17 protein-coding genes are annotated in these 19222 nt (G+C 58.9%); 10 read left to right on the forward strand and 7 right to left on the reverse strand.

Features of this window, described 5'->3' with window-relative positions:
* The coding region (locus tag EKK30_RS00110) for a hypothetical protein (RefSeq protein ID WP_366927306.1) at window positions 1-398 on the forward strand (398 nt) is incomplete at its 5' end.
* 17 nt (window positions 399-415) lie between these two features.
* Here EKK30_RS00110 and EKK30_RS00115 read toward each other — a convergent pair.
* Together EKK30_RS00115 and dksA are read right to left on the reverse strand one after the other, a co-directional pair.
* Window positions 416-679, reverse strand: a complete 264-nt coding sequence (locus EKK30_RS00115; RefSeq protein WP_290978435.1) for a hypothetical protein — start codon at window positions 677-679, stop codon at window positions 416-418.
* A gap of 115 nt (window positions 680-794) precedes the next feature.
* On the reverse strand, window positions 795-1556 hold the full coding sequence (gene dksA / locus EKK30_RS18130; RefSeq protein WP_366927307.1) for an RNA polymerase-binding protein DksA: 762 nt from the start codon (window positions 1554-1556) through the stop codon (window positions 795-797).
* Between the two features lie 290 nt (window positions 1557-1846).
* Here dksA and EKK30_RS00125 point away from each other — a divergent pair, with 290 nt between their 5' ends.
* Complete coding sequence (locus tag EKK30_RS00125) at window positions 1847-2692, forward strand: MoxR family ATPase (protein ID WP_290978437.1); 846 nt, start codon at window positions 1847-1849, stop codon at window positions 2690-2692.
* Between the two features lie 392 nt (window positions 2693-3084).
* Window positions 3085-5127, forward strand: a complete 2043-nt coding sequence (asnB, locus tag EKK30_RS00130) for an asparagine synthase (glutamine-hydrolyzing) (protein ID WP_290978457.1) — start codon at window positions 3085-3087, stop codon at window positions 5125-5127.
* Window positions 5128-5151: 24 nt separating this feature from the next.
* Here asnB and EKK30_RS00135 read toward each other — a convergent pair whose 3' ends face one another.
* Window positions 5152-5817, reverse strand: a complete 666-nt coding sequence (locus EKK30_RS00135) for a TetR/AcrR family transcriptional regulator (protein WP_290978459.1) — start codon at window positions 5815-5817, stop codon at window positions 5152-5154.
* Window positions 5818-5987: 170 nt separating this feature from the next.
* Here EKK30_RS00135 and EKK30_RS00140 point away from each other — a divergent pair, with 170 nt between their 5' ends.
* Both EKK30_RS00140 and EKK30_RS00145 read left to right on the forward strand, forming a co-directional pair.
* Window positions 5988-7274: an HlyD family secretion protein gene (locus EKK30_RS00140; protein ID WP_290978461.1), complete on the forward strand. Its 1287-nt coding sequence runs from the start codon at window positions 5988-5990 to the stop codon at window positions 7272-7274.
* A 30-nt stretch (window positions 7275-7304) separates the two neighbouring features.
* Window positions 7305-8891: a DHA2 family efflux MFS transporter permease subunit gene (locus EKK30_RS00145; RefSeq protein WP_290978463.1), complete on the forward strand. Its 1587-nt coding sequence runs from the start codon at window positions 7305-7307 to the stop codon at window positions 8889-8891.
* On the opposite strand, the gene EKK30_RS00150 is transcribed toward EKK30_RS00145, so the two are convergent.
* Entirely contained in the window at window positions 8888-9277 is a 390-nt protein-coding gene (locus EKK30_RS00150; RefSeq protein WP_290978465.1) for an ester cyclase, read from the reverse strand. The genes EKK30_RS00145 and EKK30_RS00150 overlap by 4 nt on opposite strands.
* A gap of 196 nt (window positions 9278-9473) precedes the next feature.
* On the opposite strand from EKK30_RS00150, the gene EKK30_RS00155 reads away from it, so the two are divergent.
* The 3 genes from EKK30_RS00155 to EKK30_RS00165 are packed head-to-tail and all read left to right on the forward strand — an operon-like array spanning window position 9474 to window position 12150.
* A complete protein-coding gene (locus EKK30_RS00155; protein WP_290978466.1) occupies window positions 9474-10622 on the forward strand; it encodes a patatin-like phospholipase family protein in 1149 nt (382 codons plus the stop codon).
* Window positions 10619-11362, forward strand: coding sequence for an acetoacetate decarboxylase (locus EKK30_RS00160; RefSeq protein ID WP_290978467.1), 744 nt, complete (start codon window positions 10619-10621; stop codon window positions 11360-11362). Before EKK30_RS00155 ends, EKK30_RS00160 begins: the two co-directional genes overlap by 4 nt.
* A gap of 11 nt (window positions 11363-11373) precedes the next feature.
* On the forward strand, window positions 11374-12150 hold the full coding sequence (locus EKK30_RS00165; RefSeq protein WP_290978472.1) for a 3-hydroxybutyrate dehydrogenase: 777 nt from the start codon (window positions 11374-11376) through the stop codon (window positions 12148-12150).
* A gap of 56 nt (window positions 12151-12206) precedes the next feature.
* Here EKK30_RS00165 and EKK30_RS00170 read toward each other — a convergent pair whose 3' ends face one another.
* Entirely contained in the window at window positions 12207-13460 is a 1254-nt protein-coding gene (locus EKK30_RS00170; RefSeq protein WP_290978474.1) for an MFS transporter, read from the reverse strand.
* 504 nt (window positions 13461-13964) lie between these two features.
* On the opposite strand from EKK30_RS00170, the gene EKK30_RS00175 reads away from it, so the two are divergent.
* Both EKK30_RS00175 and EKK30_RS00180 read left to right on the forward strand, forming a co-directional pair.
* Window positions 13965-16991 carry an EAL domain-containing protein gene (locus tag EKK30_RS00175; protein ID WP_290978476.1) on the forward strand — a complete coding sequence of 1009 codons (3027 nt, stop codon included), beginning with the start codon at window positions 13965-13967 and terminating at the stop codon, window positions 16989-16991.
* A 204-nt stretch (window positions 16992-17195) separates the two neighbouring features.
* Window positions 17196-18317, forward strand: coding sequence for a hypothetical protein (locus EKK30_RS00180; protein ID WP_290978478.1), 1122 nt, complete (start codon window positions 17196-17198; stop codon window positions 18315-18317).
* A 15-nt stretch (window positions 18318-18332) separates the two neighbouring features.
* Here the strand turns inward: EKK30_RS00180 and EKK30_RS00185 are convergent, their stop codons facing one another.
* Together EKK30_RS00185 and EKK30_RS00190 are read right to left on the reverse strand one after the other, a co-directional pair.
* Window positions 18333-18686 carry a hypothetical protein gene (locus EKK30_RS00185; protein ID WP_290978480.1) on the reverse strand — a complete coding sequence of 118 codons (354 nt, stop codon included), beginning with the start codon at window positions 18684-18686 and terminating at the stop codon, window positions 18333-18335.
* A gap of 192 nt (window positions 18687-18878) precedes the next feature.
* A complete protein-coding gene (locus tag EKK30_RS00190) occupies window positions 18879-19175 on the reverse strand; it encodes a hypothetical protein (protein WP_290978482.1) in 297 nt (98 codons plus the stop codon).
* Window positions 19176-19222: the final 47 nt, after the last annotated feature.

Here is a 19222-nt window from a genome sequence, read left to right on the forward strand (position 1 = left end):
TATCCGCACCGATCAGCCAGCGAGGCAGTCAAAAAATGCAAAGCTATTTCTTTTGGACGTTCCTGCTGATCGTCTTCGCCGTCCTAAGCGTTGGCGGCACAATCTTCCTGCGCTCGTATCTAACGGGTACGTCGCCGAGCGCGCTGCTCTTTCGGCCAAAGGGCGATCGTCGGCTGGAAGTCGTGGATCACGCCAACATCGACGGCCGGCGTAAGCTGATCTTGATTCGCCGCGATAACGTTGAGCATCTTCTGTTGACCGGCGGTCCGGTTGACGTCGTCGTCGAGACAGGCATTCAAGGCCCGCCGGCTCGTGCGGTCGTACCAAATTCCGAGGCGGAGCCCGCTGCAATCCGACGTGCGCCGATCTTCAGCCGCGCAAACGAGCCTGCGCCGTAACCTTGCAACGAAATGAATTATTTCTCTGGCTCGACGTCGCCGAAGTCGGCCATCGATATTTTTTTCAGATTGAAATCGCTAACCGCGCTGGACGCATGCGCGGTCTGCATTTGAGAACCCGTCGCCACCTGGCGGGGCGGAGGCGTACGCGAAGCGCGCGACAATGACCCTTGTTCCATATCGCCGGCACGAAATGGCGAAAGGTCGAGTTCGCCAGCTTTCGCCGGCACGCTCGCGCCTAATGCCAGAAGCGCGATAAAATATTTTGCATGCACAGTCACGGACACCACTCCCCGCAATCGCGGATGTGAAAGTGTCCGGCAAATCCCTTAAGAGGTGGTGAACCGCCGTGTCGAAACGACACCCCTCACGCTGCAGGAGCGCGCGCTAACGCACCTACTCTTCGCGATAGACCTTTTCGCGCCGTTCGTGGCGTTCCTGGGCTTCAACCGACAAGGTGGCGATCGGCCGAGCATCGAGACGCTTCAACCCGATCGGCTCGCCGGTATCTTCACAGTATCCGTACGAGCCATCTTCGATCCGGCCCAGCGCCGCATCGATCTTCGCAATGAGCTTACGCTGCCGGTCGCGCGTTCTGAGCTCCGTCGCCCGGTCCGTTTCAGACGTCGCGCGATCGGCGAGATCGGCGTGCTGCGTGGAATCCTCGTGAAGAATCGCGAGGGTCTCGCGCGTTTGACGGAGAATCTCATCCTTCCAGTCGAGCAGGCGCTTTCGAAAGTAGGCCTTGTGCATGTCATTCATGAACGGCTCGCTTTCCGAAGGCTTGTAGCCTGGCGGAAGAACGATATCTGCAATCTTTACGCGGGCAGCCATCTTCTTGTTCGTACCCTCTGACTTTTTCGAAGCCGTCGACTTGGCGACCGCTAATGTTCGCGCCGGAGCTTTCACCTCACTCGGCGGCTCCGCGATAGACCTGCTAACGGCCTGAGCGCCCTTCCCCGTCGGGCCTTTTTTTGGCGTACTCTTTGCGGCAGCCTTTGCCACCTTAATTTTCGCAGCTGCGAGCTTTTTTGCCTTTGCTGGCTTAGCGATGACTGTGCGCGATACCGCACTTTTGCCCGCGCCACTGGCTTTCGTCGCGGTCTTCCTGGAGACCGTTTTGGACTTCGCAGCCTTCGTGCCGGTTGCCTTGCTCATCGTCCGCCTCTCCAGAGGCTGCGTTCGCTCGAGCCGATCTTCCTCCGCCGAAAAAAGCTCTACTGTGAGTCGGCCTCGTTCGGCCGCCCCTTATCTATGTGCGATGCCCTCCGAGTCAAGCTCGGCCCGTCGCTATCATAAATTTTAGGGCTGCGATTTTTACCGAGATAAATCAAGCTTCTAACATATTATCAGGGCAAGGATCGCAATGAGCGGTCCCAGTCTTGATTGTGTGGGAGTGCTCTTCGGTCACCTTGCGAGGACAAGCCCTCGGAGTTTAGTGACGAACCATGAATTTCGAAGGTACCTCCGCCTATGTCGCGACGCCCGATCTCAAGATCGCGGTCAACGCCGCTGTAAAGCTACAGCGGCCTCTCCTCATCAAAGGAGAGCCGGGAACTGGCAAATCCGTTCTTGCGGCAGAAGTCGCAAAGGCACTCGGCGCGCCCCTAATCGAGTGGCATATCAAATCGACGACCAAGGCGCAGCAGGGTCTTTACGAGTACGACGCCGTCTCACGGCTACGTGACGGCCAGCTTGGTGACGAACGCGTCAAGAATATCGCCAACTACATCAAGCGCGGAAAACTGTGGGACGCGTTCGCTGCTCCGGAACGCTGCGTCCTGCTGATCGACGAGATCGACAAAGCCGACATCGAGTTTCCCAACGATCTTCTGCAAGAACTCGACCGCATGGAGTTCTTCGTCTACGAGACGAGCGAGACGATCAAGGCAACGACACGACCAGTCGTTATCATCACTTCGAATAACGAAAAGGAACTGCCCGACGCGTTCCTGCGCCGCTGCTTTTTCCATTTCATCAAGTTCCCCGACACCGAAACGATGCGCCAGATCGTCGAAGTGCATTTTCCGGGCCTGAAAAATCGGCTCGTGAGCGATGCGCTCCGCGTCTTCTATGAACTTCGCGAAGTGCCAGGACTGAAGAAAAAGCCATCCACTTCCGAGCTTCTCGATTGGTTGAAATTGCTTCTTCACGAAGACATCGATCCAGCGCTCGTGCGGGAGAATGATCCTCGCAAACTGGTGCCGCCGTTGGCCGGCGCACTCATCAAGAACGAGCAGGATGCTCAGCTGCTGGAGCGTCTCGCGTTCATGTCGCGGCGCCGAGGTGAGTAACAGGCTCACAGGCGGTAACTGCCGTTTACGTCGGGAATAAGTCCCCTCGATACTGAACGCCAATGAGGAAATTATCTTGCTCGATCAGAGCTATCGTCCTGGGATGCAACCCTTGCGTTCTTCCCGCCCAGTAACAATGTGCTATGAGGCTTTAGGCTGTTCGGTCTAATCCGCGGCGGCAACGTGCGTATTTGTCGCTCGCGGTAACCACCATTATGAGCCGGACTGGCAATATAGGTTCCGGCTCGGCAATCAACTGCCCTCAGTGCCTGACGATGTGCCGGCGAGCGCGTCCCTAAAGAAAACCGGCGGAGTGGGACGCCGCCGAAAGCGATACCTATCTCTGACCGGCAGATTGCCTGCCGTTCAGCTGATGAACCGTTGGAAACCCCATGTGTGGAATTTTCGGAATTATCGATCTCAAGGGCCGTCGTTCGGTACCTCTCTCGGTCCTGAAGCGCGCCGCCGATGCGATGCTCCATCGGGGTCCCGATGAAGACGGATACCTTCAGCGGCCTGGATTTGGATTTGCCGCGCGCCGTTTGAGCATCGTCGGTCTCGCCGACGGTCAACAGCCGGTCTTCAACGAAGACAAGTCGATCGCGGCTATCTTCAACGGCGAGATTTTCGATCACGACGATTGGCGCCAGCAACTTCGCGGCCTCGGCCACACACTGACGACCCATTGCGACACCGAACTGTTTCCGCACATGTGGGAACAGTACGGAGAAGACATGTTCGAGAAGTTCAACGGCCAGTTCGCCGTTGCCCTGTTCGACGAACGCAAACAGAAGTTCATCCTGGCGCGAGACCGGTTCGGAATTTGTCCGCTCTACTGGACGCGCACCACCCGCTTCGGCACCGATTGGCTCGTCTTCGGATCAGAGATCAAAACCATTCTGGCGACCGGCCTCGTAGAACCGAAAGCTGATCCCCGCGGCATCGATGCCCTCTTCAACTTCCTTGCTGTTCCCGGACCCGCAAGCTGCTTTGAAGGCATCAACATCCTGCCTCCAGGCCATTTCCTGACAATATCGCGAGGCCGCGTAGGCGAAGACGCTCACATCGATGAGCGCACCTACTGGCAGATGAATTTCCCCGACATGGGGAAAGAGACGCGTTTTGCCGACGAAGAAAAACTCGTCAAAGACTTCGAAGCCGTTCTCTACGACGCTGTGAAGCGTCGCCTGCGCGCCGACGTGCCGGTGGCCTCTTATCTTTCCGGGGGCGTCGATTCCAGCACTGTCGTCGCCATGGCGAAAGACATTCTTGGAGCGGCTCCCGCGACGTTCACCGTCAAGATCCGCGATCCGAAACTGGACGAGACCGAGCAGGCGTCGATCATCTCGAAGCACCTCTCGGCCGATCCTTACGTCGTCGCGTGCGGGTCAGAGGAAATCGTTTCGAACTATCAGCGCCTACTCGTCGCAACAGAAGCGCCCGTCACGGATACCTCGTGCACGGCCTTGATGATGCTTGCCGGCAAGGTGCACGAGAAAGGCTTCAAAGTCGCGCTGACCGGCGAAGGCTCCGACGAATGGCTGGCGGGCTATCCATGGTACAAGTTCGACCGCATTATCGAATGGATGGGCAAGGCGTCCGGCGGAGCGCTCCCGCCGCGGATGCAGCGGCTTTTCCATCGGTGGCTCGGGTGCAACGACGAAGCGATCGCCTACCTCGATAAGTGCGTGGAATCATCGGGCGGCATGCACGCCTTCCAGCGCTTCTACGACCTTCTTGGCGCCTCGCGCTTCCGCTTCTATAGCCCCGGCATGATGGCTGGCCTGAGCAGCCATGATCCCTATCTCGCGATCGATCCGGACGCCGGCCGCGCCGCGAAATGGCATCCCGTGAACCGCGGTGTCTACTGGGCCGGCAAGATCCACCTTCCCGGCCAGCTCCTGAGCCTGAAGGGCGATCGCATCGCGATGAGCCAGTCGGTCGAGATGCGCTATCCGTTCCTGGACAACAACGTCTTCGACTTCCTCGCCGGCATCGATCCGAAGTGGAAGCTCAAGGGCCTGACCGAGAAATACTTGCTCCGCCGCGTGGCCGAGAAGTGGCTACCGAAATCCATCGCCTGGCGTCCGAAAGGCATGTTCCGTGCCCCGCTCGACGGGTTCTTCCTCGAACAGCGTCTGCCCTACGTCGACGAGCTTCTCAGTGATGAGTCGATCAAGAAGGCCGGATACTTTGATGCCAAGGCGGTCGCGAAATGGCGCGCCGATTACAAGAACCTTTCCTGGTGGGGCTATCAGCGTCAGTCGGGTGAGTTGGGCCTCGTTGCCGTACTCGCGACCCAGCTTTGGCACCACACCTACATCGATCCGACCCTCGCGAGCTTGCCAGACTGGCGGGCGCTCTCCGGCGTTCCGGCAGAGTGGAGCGATCTCGATTTTGCAGAAAAGACGATGGCGGAGGAAAGCGTCGCCTAACCCTAGGCGGCGCTTCCGCGCGAATTAGGCCGCGTAGCCTTTGAGGAACATCGCTAGGCCGGAGCTGACGTTCTTCTCGATATCCTCGCGCGGCGGAGCACCGGCGATAACGCCGTAAAGGCGGGCTTTGCACAACCCGCCTTGTATCACCTCGCACAATTGCGCAGCTGCCAGCCGGGTGTCGGGAATGTTCAAGCGCCCTGCCGCAACGTGGTGGTCGAGATACTTCGCCACCGCATTGATCACGCGGACCGGTCCCGCCTCATAGAACTCCGAACCGATTTCCGGCATTCGTTCGGCCACGCTGATGACGATCCGATGCGCCGCAATCACGAAAGGCGCCGCCATCGTCTCGAGCATCTCGATTCCGAAACGATACAAGACATCCTCAAGCGGCTGATCGACATCGAGGAGCGCGATCTTTTCAGCGATATGCCGGTCGCGATGCTCCGCGCAGATTGCCGTGAAAAGATGTTCCTTGTCCTGAAAGTAGACGTACAGCGTTGCCTTAGAGACCTGCGCCGCACGCGCCACGTCGCTCATGCTCGTGGCATCGAACCCTAGCTCGGAAAAGATCCTACCCGCGCCGTCGAGAATCTGACGCCGCTTCGCGGGGTCGGTGCCTGCTGCAGGCCGACCGCCGCGCCGTTCATCCTTGGGGCCAGAGCCGGTGAACTGTGAACCTTCCATAACCTCATCCTACCCGATCGAAACCCGCGGTTCAATTCAAACATCGTAAAAAACGAACCAGACGGTTCAGTTTCATCTTGATCTCTACCGTTCCAGCCTGTATGTCAAGTGCAAAGTGAACCAAATGGTTCAGTACAACGTTCAATCGTCCATGAAGCGAGGCGGGCGTGATGGGCAGACATAACTTGAACAGCGTTTTGAAGAGTTCGCAGGAAGAAGCCGGATCGGCACCGCAGGAGACGAGCGACAGCCATACTGGGCCGGCACCGGCGCGCGTGAGCAGCATCTCACCGGTATCCACGCCCCGCGGCGCACCGCAGGCAAAGGCTGACGAGGCCGAAGCGCGGGCGCGAAACGCTGAAACCACGACTCCCGCCGATACCGCCAAGCCGCGCTCGCATCGCAAGCCGATCTTCATCGGTCTCGGGATCCTGGCGCTCCTCGCCGCTGTCTACTTTGGCTACGATTACTTCACCGTCGGCCGCTTCATGATCTCGACCGATGACGCCTACGTCGGCGCCTATATGTCGATAGTCTCTCCCAAAGTTTCAGCGATCGTGACCGACGTTCCCGTGGTCGACAATCAAGCGGTCAAAGCCGGGCAAGTCCTCGTTCATCTTGACGAGGGCGATTACCGCCTCGCGCTCGAGCAGGCTGAATCGAAGCTTGCGACGCAAATGGCGGTCATCCAGACGTTCGAAGCTCAAATCCGTGCAGCGGAAGCGACCGCCAGCCAAGCGCGCGCTCAACTCGATGCAGCAAAGGCCAACGTCATCAAGACGCAAGCCGACTTTGAGCGCACGAATGCTCTCACGGCAAAAGACTACGCGTCCAAGTCTACGCTTGATGCGGCGGTCGCCGCGCGCGACTCCGCCACAGCACAGGTCAAAGCCAACGAAGCCGGCATTCAATCCGCTGACGCGAACGTAGCGTTGCTCCATGCCCAGCGCATCCAGGCGGAAAAGACAGCGAAGGAACTCCAGGTCGCCGTCGACCAAGCCAAGCGCGATCTTTCCTTCACCACGATCTATGCGCCTTTCGATGGCGTCGTCGGTAACCGCGGTGGCGTCCAAGTCGGCGATTACGTCACGCCAGGCAAACGTCTGATGGCCGTGGTGCCGCTCGACAAGGTGTTTGTCGATGCAAACTACAAAGAGACGCAGCTTCCCCCGATCACGGCGGGCCAGAAAGCGACCGTCTGGGTAGACGCGCTCAACGGCGAGGCACTGAAGGGCACAGTTGAAAGCGTTTCTCCCGCGTCCGGCTCGCAGTTTTCACTTCTCCCCCCGGAGAACGCGACGGGCAACTTCACCAAGATCGTCCAGCGCGTACCCGTGCGCATCGCGATCCCTGCATCCGAAGCAAAAGGCAAGCTGCGCCCGGGACTGTCCGTTGTGGTCAGCGTAGATACGCGGTCGGCCGCAGCATCTAAGCCGGACAATACCGCCCAGAACTAGGACGGCCTCTGACGAGCCTGAGAGTGGGCAATGACGATAGCCACCACATATTCGGACGAACCGAAGAAACTCGATTGGATCGGGGTTACGCCGCGCGAACTGGCGGGCTTTCTCGCCATGGTCTTCGGCATGTTCATGGCGATCCTCGACATTCAAATCGTCTCGGCTTCTCTGAAGGAAATCCAGGCGGGCATTTCGGCGAGTTCCGATGAGATCACCTGGGTTCAAACGTCCTATCTGATTGCCGAAGTTGTGATGATCCCGCTCTCGGGCTTTCTGGCGCGAGTGTTCTCGACACGGGTCCTGTTCTTCAGTGCGGCCGTGGGCTTCACGGCGGCCAGCGCGCTGTGCGCGACTGCCACCAACATCAATGAGATGATCGTTTATCGTGCGATCCAGGGCTTCATCGGCGGCGGCATGATCCCGAGCGTATTTGCCGTGGCCTTTACGCTTTTCCCGCGATCTAAGCAAAGCATCGTCTCACCGATCATCGGCCTTGTCGCGACCCTTGCGCCGACGATCGGCCCGACCGTCGGTGGTTATCTCACCGACACGTATTCCTGGCACTGGTTATTCCTCATCAATGTCGTGCCGGGTATTCTCGTCGCCATCGCCGTCTTCTTTCTCGTTGATTTCGACAAACCGAACTACGCGCTCCTCGATCGTTTCGATTTCGTCGGCCTCATCGGGATGGCGATGTTCCTAGGCTCACTCGAATACGTTCTCGAAGAGGGGCCGCGCTACGATTGGTTCGACGATCAGACGATTGCAGTCTTCGGCGTGCTCACGGTTCTCGGCGCGCTGATCTTCTTCTGGCGCGCGGCGACGGCTGAAGATCCGATCGTCGAGCTTCGCGCCTTCAAGAATCGCAATTTCGCATTCGGTTCAGCCTTCAGCTTCACCATGGGCATCGGCCTCTACGGGTTGACCTACGTCTACCCCGTTTATTTGGGGCAGGTGCGCGGATACGATTCCCTGATGATCGGTCAGACGATGTTCGTGACCGGCGTCGCGATGTTCATGACCGCGCCGGTCAGCGGCCGGCTCTCAGCACTGATCGATCCCCGATACATGATGCTGATCGGCTTCGCCGGCTTTGCACTCGGAACCTATATCGCGTCTTACATCACGCCCGATTGGGACTTCTGGGAACTGATGGTGCCGCAGATTTTGCGTGGCTCGTCGCTCATGTTGTGCATGGTGCCGATTACCAACCTGTCGTTGGGAACGTTGCCGCACGACCAGATGAAAAATGCGTCGGGATTGTTCAATCTCACCCGCAACCTCGGCGGCGCCGTGGGTCTGGCCGCCATCAACACGCTACTCAATAAGCGACTCGACTTGCATCTCGCACGCTTGCACGAACAGGTCGCTTGGGGGCATCAAGCTGCCGAAGAACAATTGGCTATGATGCAGCAAAACTTCGGCATGGCGATGCATTCCGATGGCGATGCCGCGGCGTTGAAGAAGCTCGCGATGCTCGTGCGCAATCAGGCAAACGTGCTCTCGTTCGCCGATCTCTTCATCGTGCTCACCGTTCTCTTCGCTGTGACTGGGGTGTTCACGCTCCTCATGCGAAAACCCGGCGCCGTCCCCGCTGGAGCCGGCGGCCACTAACCGATCTGCGCTTCGATGGCCGCCTTGTCGATCACCGACCAGACCCGCGCGATTTTTTCATCACGAAACTCGTAGAAAACGTTTTCCGTGAACGAGACCTGTCTTCCATTCACCGCCACTCCGCGAAACGTCGCTTTCGGCGTGCAGTGGAATGCAAGACGGCTCGCGATCAGCGGCGGTTGCGAGACCAGCAGCGCGATCTCGAAACGGAGATCTGGAATTTCGCTAAAATTTTGCTCGAGCATCTCGCGATAGCCGCGCTCCCCCAGCAAGCGGCCATTATGCTGTACGTCGTCACGAACAAACCGGTTCAGCGCCTGCCACTCCTGCGCGTTCAGACAATCGATATATGACCGGTAGATGTCGGCGAGCCGTGCTGGGTCCATGCATAGATCCTTTTCATTCCATTGCCATTCGAACGCTTCTAGGAGCGTCGTAAGCTTCTCTTCATCGTAACTAAATTTCGGTGCCGCCCCCACTTGCCTTTCGGGCCGTTCTGCTGCATCGCAGCAGAGCCTAACGCGAGGTGCTTCGCGCACTTTCGCTGTCTCCTAGCGTCCCCCAGCTCGGCAGATCGACATAATGGCTCAATCCAACGGCACCTCCGGCGAAAAAAAGGTTCTGGTCCTCCAAGGCGGCGGAGCGCTCGGCGCTTATCAGGGCGGCGCCTACGAGGCGCTCGCAGCTCAAGGGCTCGAACCGGAGTGGGTCGCCGGGATATCGATCGGCGCCATCAACTCGGCCCTGATTGCCGGCAATCCGCCCGAGCGGCGCGTGAAGCGTCTCCGCGAATTCTGGGATCGCGTTTCGAGTCACCTGCTGCTCCCGCCACTCGCGACCGATAACGCGTCGCGCAAGTTGTTCAACGAAACGAGCGCAGCTCTTGTGGCATCCACCGGCGCTCCAGGTTTCTTCGATCCTCGCTATCCGCCGGCACTTCTGATGCCGCCCGGCACGCCACAGGCGATCAGCATCTACGACACGACTCCCCTGAAGGCGACGCTACTCGAACTCGTCGACTTCGATCTTCTGAACTCAGGAAAGACGCGGTTCAGTGTCGGCGCAGTGGAAGTCGTGACTGGCAACCAAGTCTATTTCGACAGCGCCACCGAGACGATTACGCCGGAACACATCATGGCGAGCGGCGCACTGCCTCCAGGCTTTCCGCCGGTGGAGATCGACGGCAAGCTCTATTGGGACGGTGGAATCGTCTCGAACACGCCGCTGCAATACGTGCTCGACGGCAGCATCCCGCGCACCGACATGTGCATCTTCCAATTGGATCTGTTCAGCGCGCGGGGCAAGATGCCGGAGAACCTCTTTGATGTTCACACGCGTGAGAAAGAGATCCGTTATTCAAGCCGCACACGGATGGGCACCGATTATTCGCAACTCATTCAGTCGTTGCGTCGCGCCGTCCGGCGTCTCGATGGTGTTCTCCCCGACGACATCAAATCGACCTCTGACTGGGAGCTCTTGTCCACCCACAGCTGCAACGCCGCGATCACCGTGGTCCATCTCATTCATCGCCGCGCGGTTTATTCCACGCAGTCGAACGACTATGAATTCTCTCGCTACACCGTCAACGAGCATTGGCGCGCGGGTATCGACGACGTCGAGCACACACTCTCTCACCCTTCCTGGATAAATCGGCAAAAGCCGGATGACGGGTTGATGGTGCTCGACCTCACAAAGGAACTATCCCCCTCATCGCCGGAGACCAACTCATGAAGATTGCGGACGTCAAGAAACGCGCTTTTGCGATGCCTCTGACAAGTCCTGCGTTCCCTCCTGGCCCCTATCGCTTCATCGACCGTGAATACCTGATCATCACCTATCGCACCGACCGCGAAGCCCTCGAGAAAGTCGTTCCCGAACCGCTCACGTTCGACGACCCCATTGTCAAATACGAATTCATCCGCATGCCGAACTCAACCGGGTTCGGTGACTATACCGAGTCCGGTCAGGTCATCCCTGTCAAGTTCATTGGCGTGGAAGGCGGCTACACCCATGCCATGTTCCTCAACGACGGTCCTCCTATCTACGGCGGCCGCGAACTTTGGGGTTTTCCGAAGAAGTTCGCCAAACCAACGCTGGGACCGGACATCGATACGCTCGTTGGAACCCTCGACTACGGCAGCGTCCGCATCGCCACGGGAACGATGGGATTCAAGCACAAGGCCCTCGACCCCGCCGCCGTGGCGAAATCGCTCGCCGTGCCGAACTACCTGCTGAAGATCATCCCGCACGTCGACGGCAGCCCGCGCATTCTCGAGCTTGTCGATTATCGCCTCGAAGATGTGACGATCAAAGGCGCCTGGACCGGACCAGGAGCGCTCGACCTTCGTCCGCACGCGCTTGCGCCGATAGCCGATCTTCCCGTCCGCGAGATCATCTCCGCGACCCACATTCTTGCCGATTTGACGCTAGGCCTCGGCAAGGTCGTCTACGACTACCTCGATGAGAAATAAGGAGACGCCTCATGAAACTTGACGGCAAGGTCGCGCTGATCACGGGCGCGGCAAGCGGCATTGGCCATCAGATTGCAAGACGCTACGTCGAAGCCGGAGGCCGGGTCGTCATCGCCGACCTGAACCTCGAAGCCGCTACGGCCGCGGCCAAGGAGCTCGGTGGCGATAAAGATGCCATCGCCGTCGCTATGGACGTCTCCAATGAGGAACAAGTGAATGCCGGCGTAGAGAAGGCCGCTGCCACCTTCGGCACGGTCGATATTCTGGTCTCGAACGCGGGCATTCAAATCGTGCATCCGATCGAGGACTTCCCGTTCGCCGATTGGAAGAAGATCATGGCCATTCACGTCGATGGCGCATTTCTCACGACCAAGGCGTGCGTGAAGTACATGTACAAGCAGAAATCCGGTGCGCTCATTTACATGGGCTCCGTGCATAGCCACGAAGCCTCACCGTTGAAGTCCGCCTATGTCGCAGCGAAGCACGCTATTCTCGGCCTCGGCCGCGTAATGGCAAAGGAAGGTGCACAGCATAACGTCCGCGCCAACGTCATTTGTCCGGGGTTCGTACGCACGCCGCTCGTCGACAAGCAGATCCCCGAGCAGGCGAAGGAACTCGGCATCTCCGAAGAACGCGTCATCAAGGAAGTGATGCTCGGCGAGACCGTCGACAAAGAATTCACGATGGTCACGGATATCGCCGAAGTTGCCTTGTTCCTTGCCGCGTTCAAGACCAATGCGATGACAGGCGAAAGCATCATCGTAAGCCACGGCTGGCACATGAACTGACGAGAAGCTGCTCTCCGAGCAAATCGGAGAGCTGCATCTTCCCCATCACTGTCTCATCATTCACCCGCCGCTGTCCGCGGGTGATGTGAGACATTACGCCCATGTTTTGGGTCGGTCGCCATCGAGATCGCCCAAAATACCATGCCTCCAATCGCCAGAGCCGTGCCGACGTATCCCGTCGAACTCCATCCATAGCCCTGCGCGATCGCCAGCCCTCCGAGCCACGGGCCGATCGCATTCGCCGTATTGAAGGCGCTGTGATTGAGCGAGGCGGCAAGCGTCTGTGCATCGTCAGCGACGTCCATCAGCCGCGTTTGCAGCGGTACGCCCAGCGAGCCGCCGCAACCGATCATGAATACGACGATCGTCACAGCGTAGATGTTGGTCACCGCGAGAGGGAAGACGGCCAACCAGAACGCACTCCACAGCAGAAGTCCGCCAGCCGTCGCCATCAACGCCCGATCCGCGAGCCATGCACTAACGTATGTGCCGACCGTCAGGCCCAAGCCGAAAACCATGAGCACGATTGGCACGACCCACGGCTCAACTCGCGTCACGTCCATCAGCGTCGAAGCGAGGTATGAATAGACGGCGAACATACCGCCGAAACCGACGGCGCCGATTGCGAGCGTAAGCCAAACCTGACGCCGTTTCAGAGCGCCCAATTCCCGTGTCATGCTCGCGCCGGGCGTCGGCGCATCAACGGGCACATATTTCCAAACCAGAAATACTGTCAGCGACGCCAGAAGGCCGACGATGCCAAACCCAAATCGCCACCCGAAAGCCTGGCCCATCCAAGTTGCAGCAGGCACGCCCACAATGGTCGCGATCGTCAATCCGATGAGCACCCGCGACGCCGCTTGCGTCCGCTGATTGGGCGGCACGAGCGACGCAGCAACGAGCATTGCGACGCCGAAATACGCGCCGTGAGGCAGGCCGCTGATGAATCTGAACAGAACCATCCACTCATAGCTTGGCGAAAGCGCCGTCATGACGTTGAAAACGGCGAAACAGGCCATCAGCGCCAGCAGCAAGCGTCGACGAGACCACCGAGCGGCCAGCACAGCGATAACCGGCGCCCCGATGACAACGCCAAGAGCGTACGCGCTGATTGCGTGACCTGCCGTCGGCTCGGTGATGCCGAAGGTGGCCGCGAAATAAGGCAGCAGGCTCATGGCTGCAAATTCTGTCGTGCCTATCGCGAATCCGCCCATGCCGAGCGCGAAGAGCACGAGGCGCACCTGCGCCGGCGTCAGCGCTGCGGATGACTCGGCACGCGGCGGCGCGCTGTCTGCAGATCGTGCGTCCATTCCGATGTGCCCCTCACGTGACCAGCCTTCGCCGCAGCGCGCTGTAACAGCCCTGCTTAACTAACGGCAGATCAGGGGGAAATCGTTCTGCGTCGAGGTGTCACCAATTCCCATTTTGCAGGTGCGAGCTGACGTCAGCACATAGCTGCGCCCCCGGTTTTGCCGGCTGAGCCGTCGATACGGGCTGTGAGTCGCTACAACGAACGCAAATTGAGGGCTTATTCCCGCTCATTTATCCGAATGTTTCCATTTCGATTCCGTGCAATTCGCTCGAAATTGTGAATATGCGTTTATATTTCGCCAAATTTCCAAAAGCAGAGCGGATGCCCTAGTACTTTTGACCTAAAATTAATGAAAGCCATTCAGCGTATTCCGAATTCGCAGAAATACGAGCGGAGTCCCTGAAATGCCTCGCGTTTCTCTTTTGACTCTGTCCGAAACATTGCGATCAGGAATGGAATGCGCAGGCGCAAAGACGCCTGTAGGGAAATGAAAGTTTTAGGCATGTCGTCGCCATGGAGAAGCGTCTACACGTCTGATCGGAAGGGACTTGCAAAGGCACTCGCCGTTGCCGTCGCCTTTGGCACTGTCGCGTATTTATCGGCAGAATTCACAAAAGATGCTGACGGTATAGCGACCCTCTGGCCTGCCAACGGAATTACCTATGCGGCGCTCATCATCGCGCGGCGCCCGTGGCGTCGCCACCAGATCCTTGCGCTAAGCTTCCTCGCCAACGTCCTGGCGAATTATCTCGCCCATCGCGGACTAGCAGCCAACATCGGCTTCGCCGCATCGAACACGTTGGAAGTCTATACCGGCCTCGCGTTGCTGAAACTCCAGGAAAAGGAGCCATTCGCTTTCCGAAGCGTCCGATTCTTGGGTTCTTTTGCGATCGCTTCTGTGACCGGCGCGCTGCTGTCCTCGACAGTCGCGGCCCTTATTGCGTCCCTAACGCTGGCCGCGCCGAGTTGGAGCACTTTTGGGTCATGGTTCTTCGCCGACCTGCTTGGTCTGCTCACCGTGACCCCCGCCGTCGTTCGTCTTTGCCAAAGTCGACACGTGCGGCCTTCCACATCCGCCGCCGCATGGGAAAGCTATGCTCTTTTCACCGCACTCGCCCTCGCCACTTTCGTGGTCGTCGTCCTTCCGCAAGCAACGCTCGGGTTTATCGTACTCCCGATCTTGGTAATGATCGCTTATCGGCTTGGACCGGACGCCACTTCAACGGCAATCCTGGTGATATCTGCAATCTTTCTCGCAGGAACCGCGGCGGGCTTCCACTACGCACCCGATGCTCCGAACCAAGCTTGGCTGACCGATATCCAGATAATGCAGCTCCGCATACTCACGGTCTTCATTATCGTGATGTTGCTTGCGGAAGTAATCGATACCCAGGCTCGGCTGAGAGAGCGGCTTTCGGCAGAGATTGCGCTTCGCGACCAACTCAACGAACATCTGAAAGCCCAAGAGCAAGCGATATCCGTTAAGAAGGCCGAGCTCGAGAAGGCGCACAATCGCCTGAAGGAAGCAATCGACATCCTCCCTGAAGGCATTGTCATTCTCGACGCTGACAATCGCTACGTCGCTTGGAATGAACGTTACGCCCAGATCTATCATCGCGCGCTCGACACGATTGTCGTTGGCGGAAGCTTGGAAGACGCCGTTCGCGTAGGCCTCGAACGCCAGATGTATCCCCAGGCGTTCGGCCGTGAACAAGCTTGGCTCGCGGAGCGCCTGAAGAATCTGAACACCCCGGCTGCGCCGCACGAACAGTTGCTCGACAATGGCCGCTGCTATCTCATCGAAGAATGCCGGACAAGTGAAGGCGGCCTTATCAGCCTCCGCATCGACATCACTGAATTGAAACAGCGCGAAGCTTCCATTCGCCTCCTGTTCGAAAACAATCCGCTCCCGATGTTCGTGGTCGGCCGAGACAAGTACGCAATCCTTGCCGTGAATAACGCCGCTGTGGCGCACTACGGCTATACCCGCAAGGATTTCTCACTGATGTCATTGCGCGACATCCAGAAGGGCGAACTCGTCCTGCCGCGCGAGCACGGCATCCAGCACATCACACCGACCGACGAAGCGCAGCTGTTCAAGCATTACCGCCGTGACGGACGCTCAATCGAAGTTGAAGTCTACGTTCGACCGCTCATCCACGAAGGTCAGGACGCGCTGTTGATCGCCGCCATCGACGTGACGGAGCGGCGCAAAGCAGACCGCAAGGCCGCCTACATGGCGCGCCACGATCCATTGACCTCGTTGCCCAACCGCCATCTCCTCGCCGAACGAATGCAGCTTGCCACCGCGCGCGCCAAACGGGGCGAGCGAATGGCGCTGCTGTTGCTTGACCTCGATAACTTCAAGCTTGTGAATGACACGCTTGGCCACGCTGCAGGCGACGAGCTCTTGCAGACCGTTGCTGATCGGCTGACGTCCGCGGTACGCGAAACCGATACCGTGGCTCGGCTCGGAGGCGACGAGTTCGCAGTGCTGGTCGTCGACCTAGATCAGGATGGGAGTGCGTTACGACTTGCCCAGCGGCTGATCTCGATCATCAATGAGCCGATCCGAATTCGCAGCAAGAACGTGACTTGTAGCGGCAGCATCGGCATCGCAATGGCGCCCGACCACAGCTGTGACCCGGACGAACTCTTCCGCTTGGCCGATCTAGCACTTTACGCTGCCAAGGAAGAGCAACGCGGGACGGTTCGTCTATTCGAGCCCGAATTGGACGCGAAGGTCCGGGCACGCACGCTGCTCGAAGGTGAAGTGCGCGAGGCAATCCTAAGCAACGACTTCGAACTTCACTATCAGCCCATCTTCTGTCTCAAGACGATGAAGCCGGTCGGCGCGGAAGCTCTGCTGCGCTGGCGCCACCCGCGGCTCGGCCTCGCCTCACCTGCTGATTTCATCCCGATCGCAGAGGAAATCGGCATGATTGCCGAACTCGGAGCGAAGGTTCTGCGTCAAGCATGCATCGAAGCGATGTCATGGCCGGACGACACGAGCGTATCGGTGAACGTCAGTGCCATCGAACTCGAGGCCGAGAGTTTCGTCGATACGGTGAAGGCCGCGCTCGCCGAATCCGGCCTGCCGTCGCATCGATTGACGATCGAAGTCACTGAATCGATGATCATGAAAGACCTCCAGCATTCCCGCAACGTACTGGGGCAGATCTGCGATCTGGGCGTTGAAATTGCGATGGACGATTTCGGCACCGGGTACTCGTCGTTGAGTTCACTCACCAACGTGCCCTTCCAAAAGATCAAGATCGATCGGTCGTTCGTTCGTGATCTTGCTGTCTCGATGGAGGCGCGAGCGATCTTGGCGACGATTGTCGATCTCGCCCGAACACTCGGCATGCGCACCACGGCCGAAGGCGTCGAGACCACCGAGCAGCTTGAAATCGTGAAAGAATACGGCTGCACCCTGGTCCAGGGATTTCTGTTGAATCGCCCGGGACCAGCCGACGTCATTCGAAAAATTTTGCACGACGGCATCGCAGGACAACGCGACGCCGCGTGAGACCCGTCTCGTGCGATCCTTATGAACGACGATCACTCAGCAAAGACAATGCGACGTACAAGGAGCAACAATCCGACTACCGAATGAACAAAAGCGGCGTCTATTATTCAAACGGATGATGCCAAACCTATTTAGCCTTGCTCAAAGACGATGTATTGCAACTACCTTTCAATATTACCGCGCTTATTTTGGAAGGGGTCCGCCTTGGCAGATGTCGATTGCACTGCTGCACAACGCGGCCCCTTCGATTTTATCGGCGACATCTACGATAGCGCGCTTGACCCCTCGCGCTGGAGCGACGTTCTCTACAAGACCTCGAAGCTTGTGCAGGGTTGCGCGGCGGCACTGATCGTCTACAGCCCGAGCGAAGACAATCTGCGGGTTGCTGGCCGCTGGAATATCAACTCGCAATTCGAAAAAGCAATGACTGCGGCGGCGCCATTGAACCCGGCGGTTCCCGCTATATGGCTTCTCGGCATCGAACGGCCGATCATAACAAGTGCGTTTCTTCACATTGGCCAGCGGGATCATTCGATCTGGCGACAAAAGATCATGCAGCCCCACGGGTTGCTTGACACCGCCATCGTTCCGCTCGCGCGCACCGCGCGAGCCTTCTCAGCAGTCATGATCATGCGGCCGCACCGAGCCGGAACGTTCGACCATGCCGACACAGCACTTCTCGCTGAGCTCACGCCCTATTTTCGCGAAGCGGCAAGCGTCGCGGCGCTCCTCGACTACAATCCGTCAACTATGCAAAGCACCTCGACCGCAATGATACTGACGAATGCGCAGGGCCGTATTCTTCACGCCAATGCGGCTGGGCAATGTGCTCTCGACGGCTGCGCGCTGCTCTGCCTCGACGAGGAACTCGCCGCGCGAGAACGGGCATCGGATATGAGACTCAGAACGGCGATTGCCAGGGCCGCCTGCCTGCCCGACAGCGCCCCGGGTCCTCGCGTCGCCTCGCTTGCGATCAAGGGGATCGACACCTCTGCCTTGGCAGTGCGCGTCATGCCCATCAGCAAGGACGTTTCACGCTCTGTTGCTGGTTCGGATCTGGCGCGTGTCGCCGTTTTCGCCAACTCGGCACGACGGATGGAACGCCCTGCCCATGAGATGAACTCCGGTCATCGCGCCGTTGCAGTTGAAGACGAGCGCCTTCTCGCCTTGCTTGTCCAAGGATTGAATTTCGAACGCGCGGCTTGGACACTATCGATGTCCCAGCCCGCGGCTGACGCTTCACTCGCGCGACTGCTCGCCAGGATGAAAGCTCATAACGCAACGGAACTGGTCGCCCGTATCAAGGGGCCACCATCGTTCGCTTGACCGGCGCGTGTCCGCTCAGTTTCCGCCTTCCACGGCCGTGAGTTTCACGCCCGGAGCTTCCGGGTCGACACGCGGCGTGCTGCAATTCGCTTTAGCGATATAGACCCTGACGCCATCCGGCCGGACGCCAGCAACCGCATCACCCGCTGCCACCGAAGAGGACACCTGCTCGCAGATCTCCCTCGGCACCCATTCCATTTCCAGTTGACCGTCCGCCATCGTGGCGACGAGGAGAGAAGTGCTTGCAGGAACAACGGGTTTTTGGATACGAGCAGCCTCGCTCGTCTTTTCCCCACTCGCGGGCCCGCCGGCGGCAGCAACGACGAGCACCAGGGACGTGATCAGCTTCGACGCGGTCGCACCATACATAAATCAACCCTCCGACAACGCGCTTTAAGCACCATACTGAGTCGGGGCGGGCCAAGAGGCGGCCGCCAGAGCATCCACACAAAACGAGTATTGCACAGCTGGCTGTGCAAAACGCCCGGTTCAGCCCCCCAAACGAAAAGCCCCGGCTGGTGAGCCGAGGCTGAACTTTAAGGTGCGTTGGTTTACGACGGCCTAATCGCAGTAGCGATAGCCATCGCGGTAGTAGCAGTCGCCGCCGTAGTAGCGGTCCGCCGCGGCTGCACCGAGAATGGCAGCGCCTACGCCGAGGGCAATCCAGCGGCCATTGTGCCAGTGTCCACGGCCGCGATGATAACCGCGACCGTATCCGCCGCCGTAATGGCCACGGTAACCGTGTCCACCGTTCCAACCATGACCGCCTCTATAGCCCGCATCTGCGGTTGCGGCGCCGAGCGTTGCCAGCGGAAGCGCCGTGGCGAGCGCCGCTGCAAGCCCAATAAGCTTTCTCATGTTTCCTCCAATCGGCGGTCGTGCGCGACGCGCCATTTCGATACCCG

The organism is Hyphomicrobium sp., from assembly GCF_003987855.1.
Classification (GTDB): Bacteria; Pseudomonadota; Alphaproteobacteria; order Rhizobiales; family Hyphomicrobiaceae; genus Hyphomicrobium_B.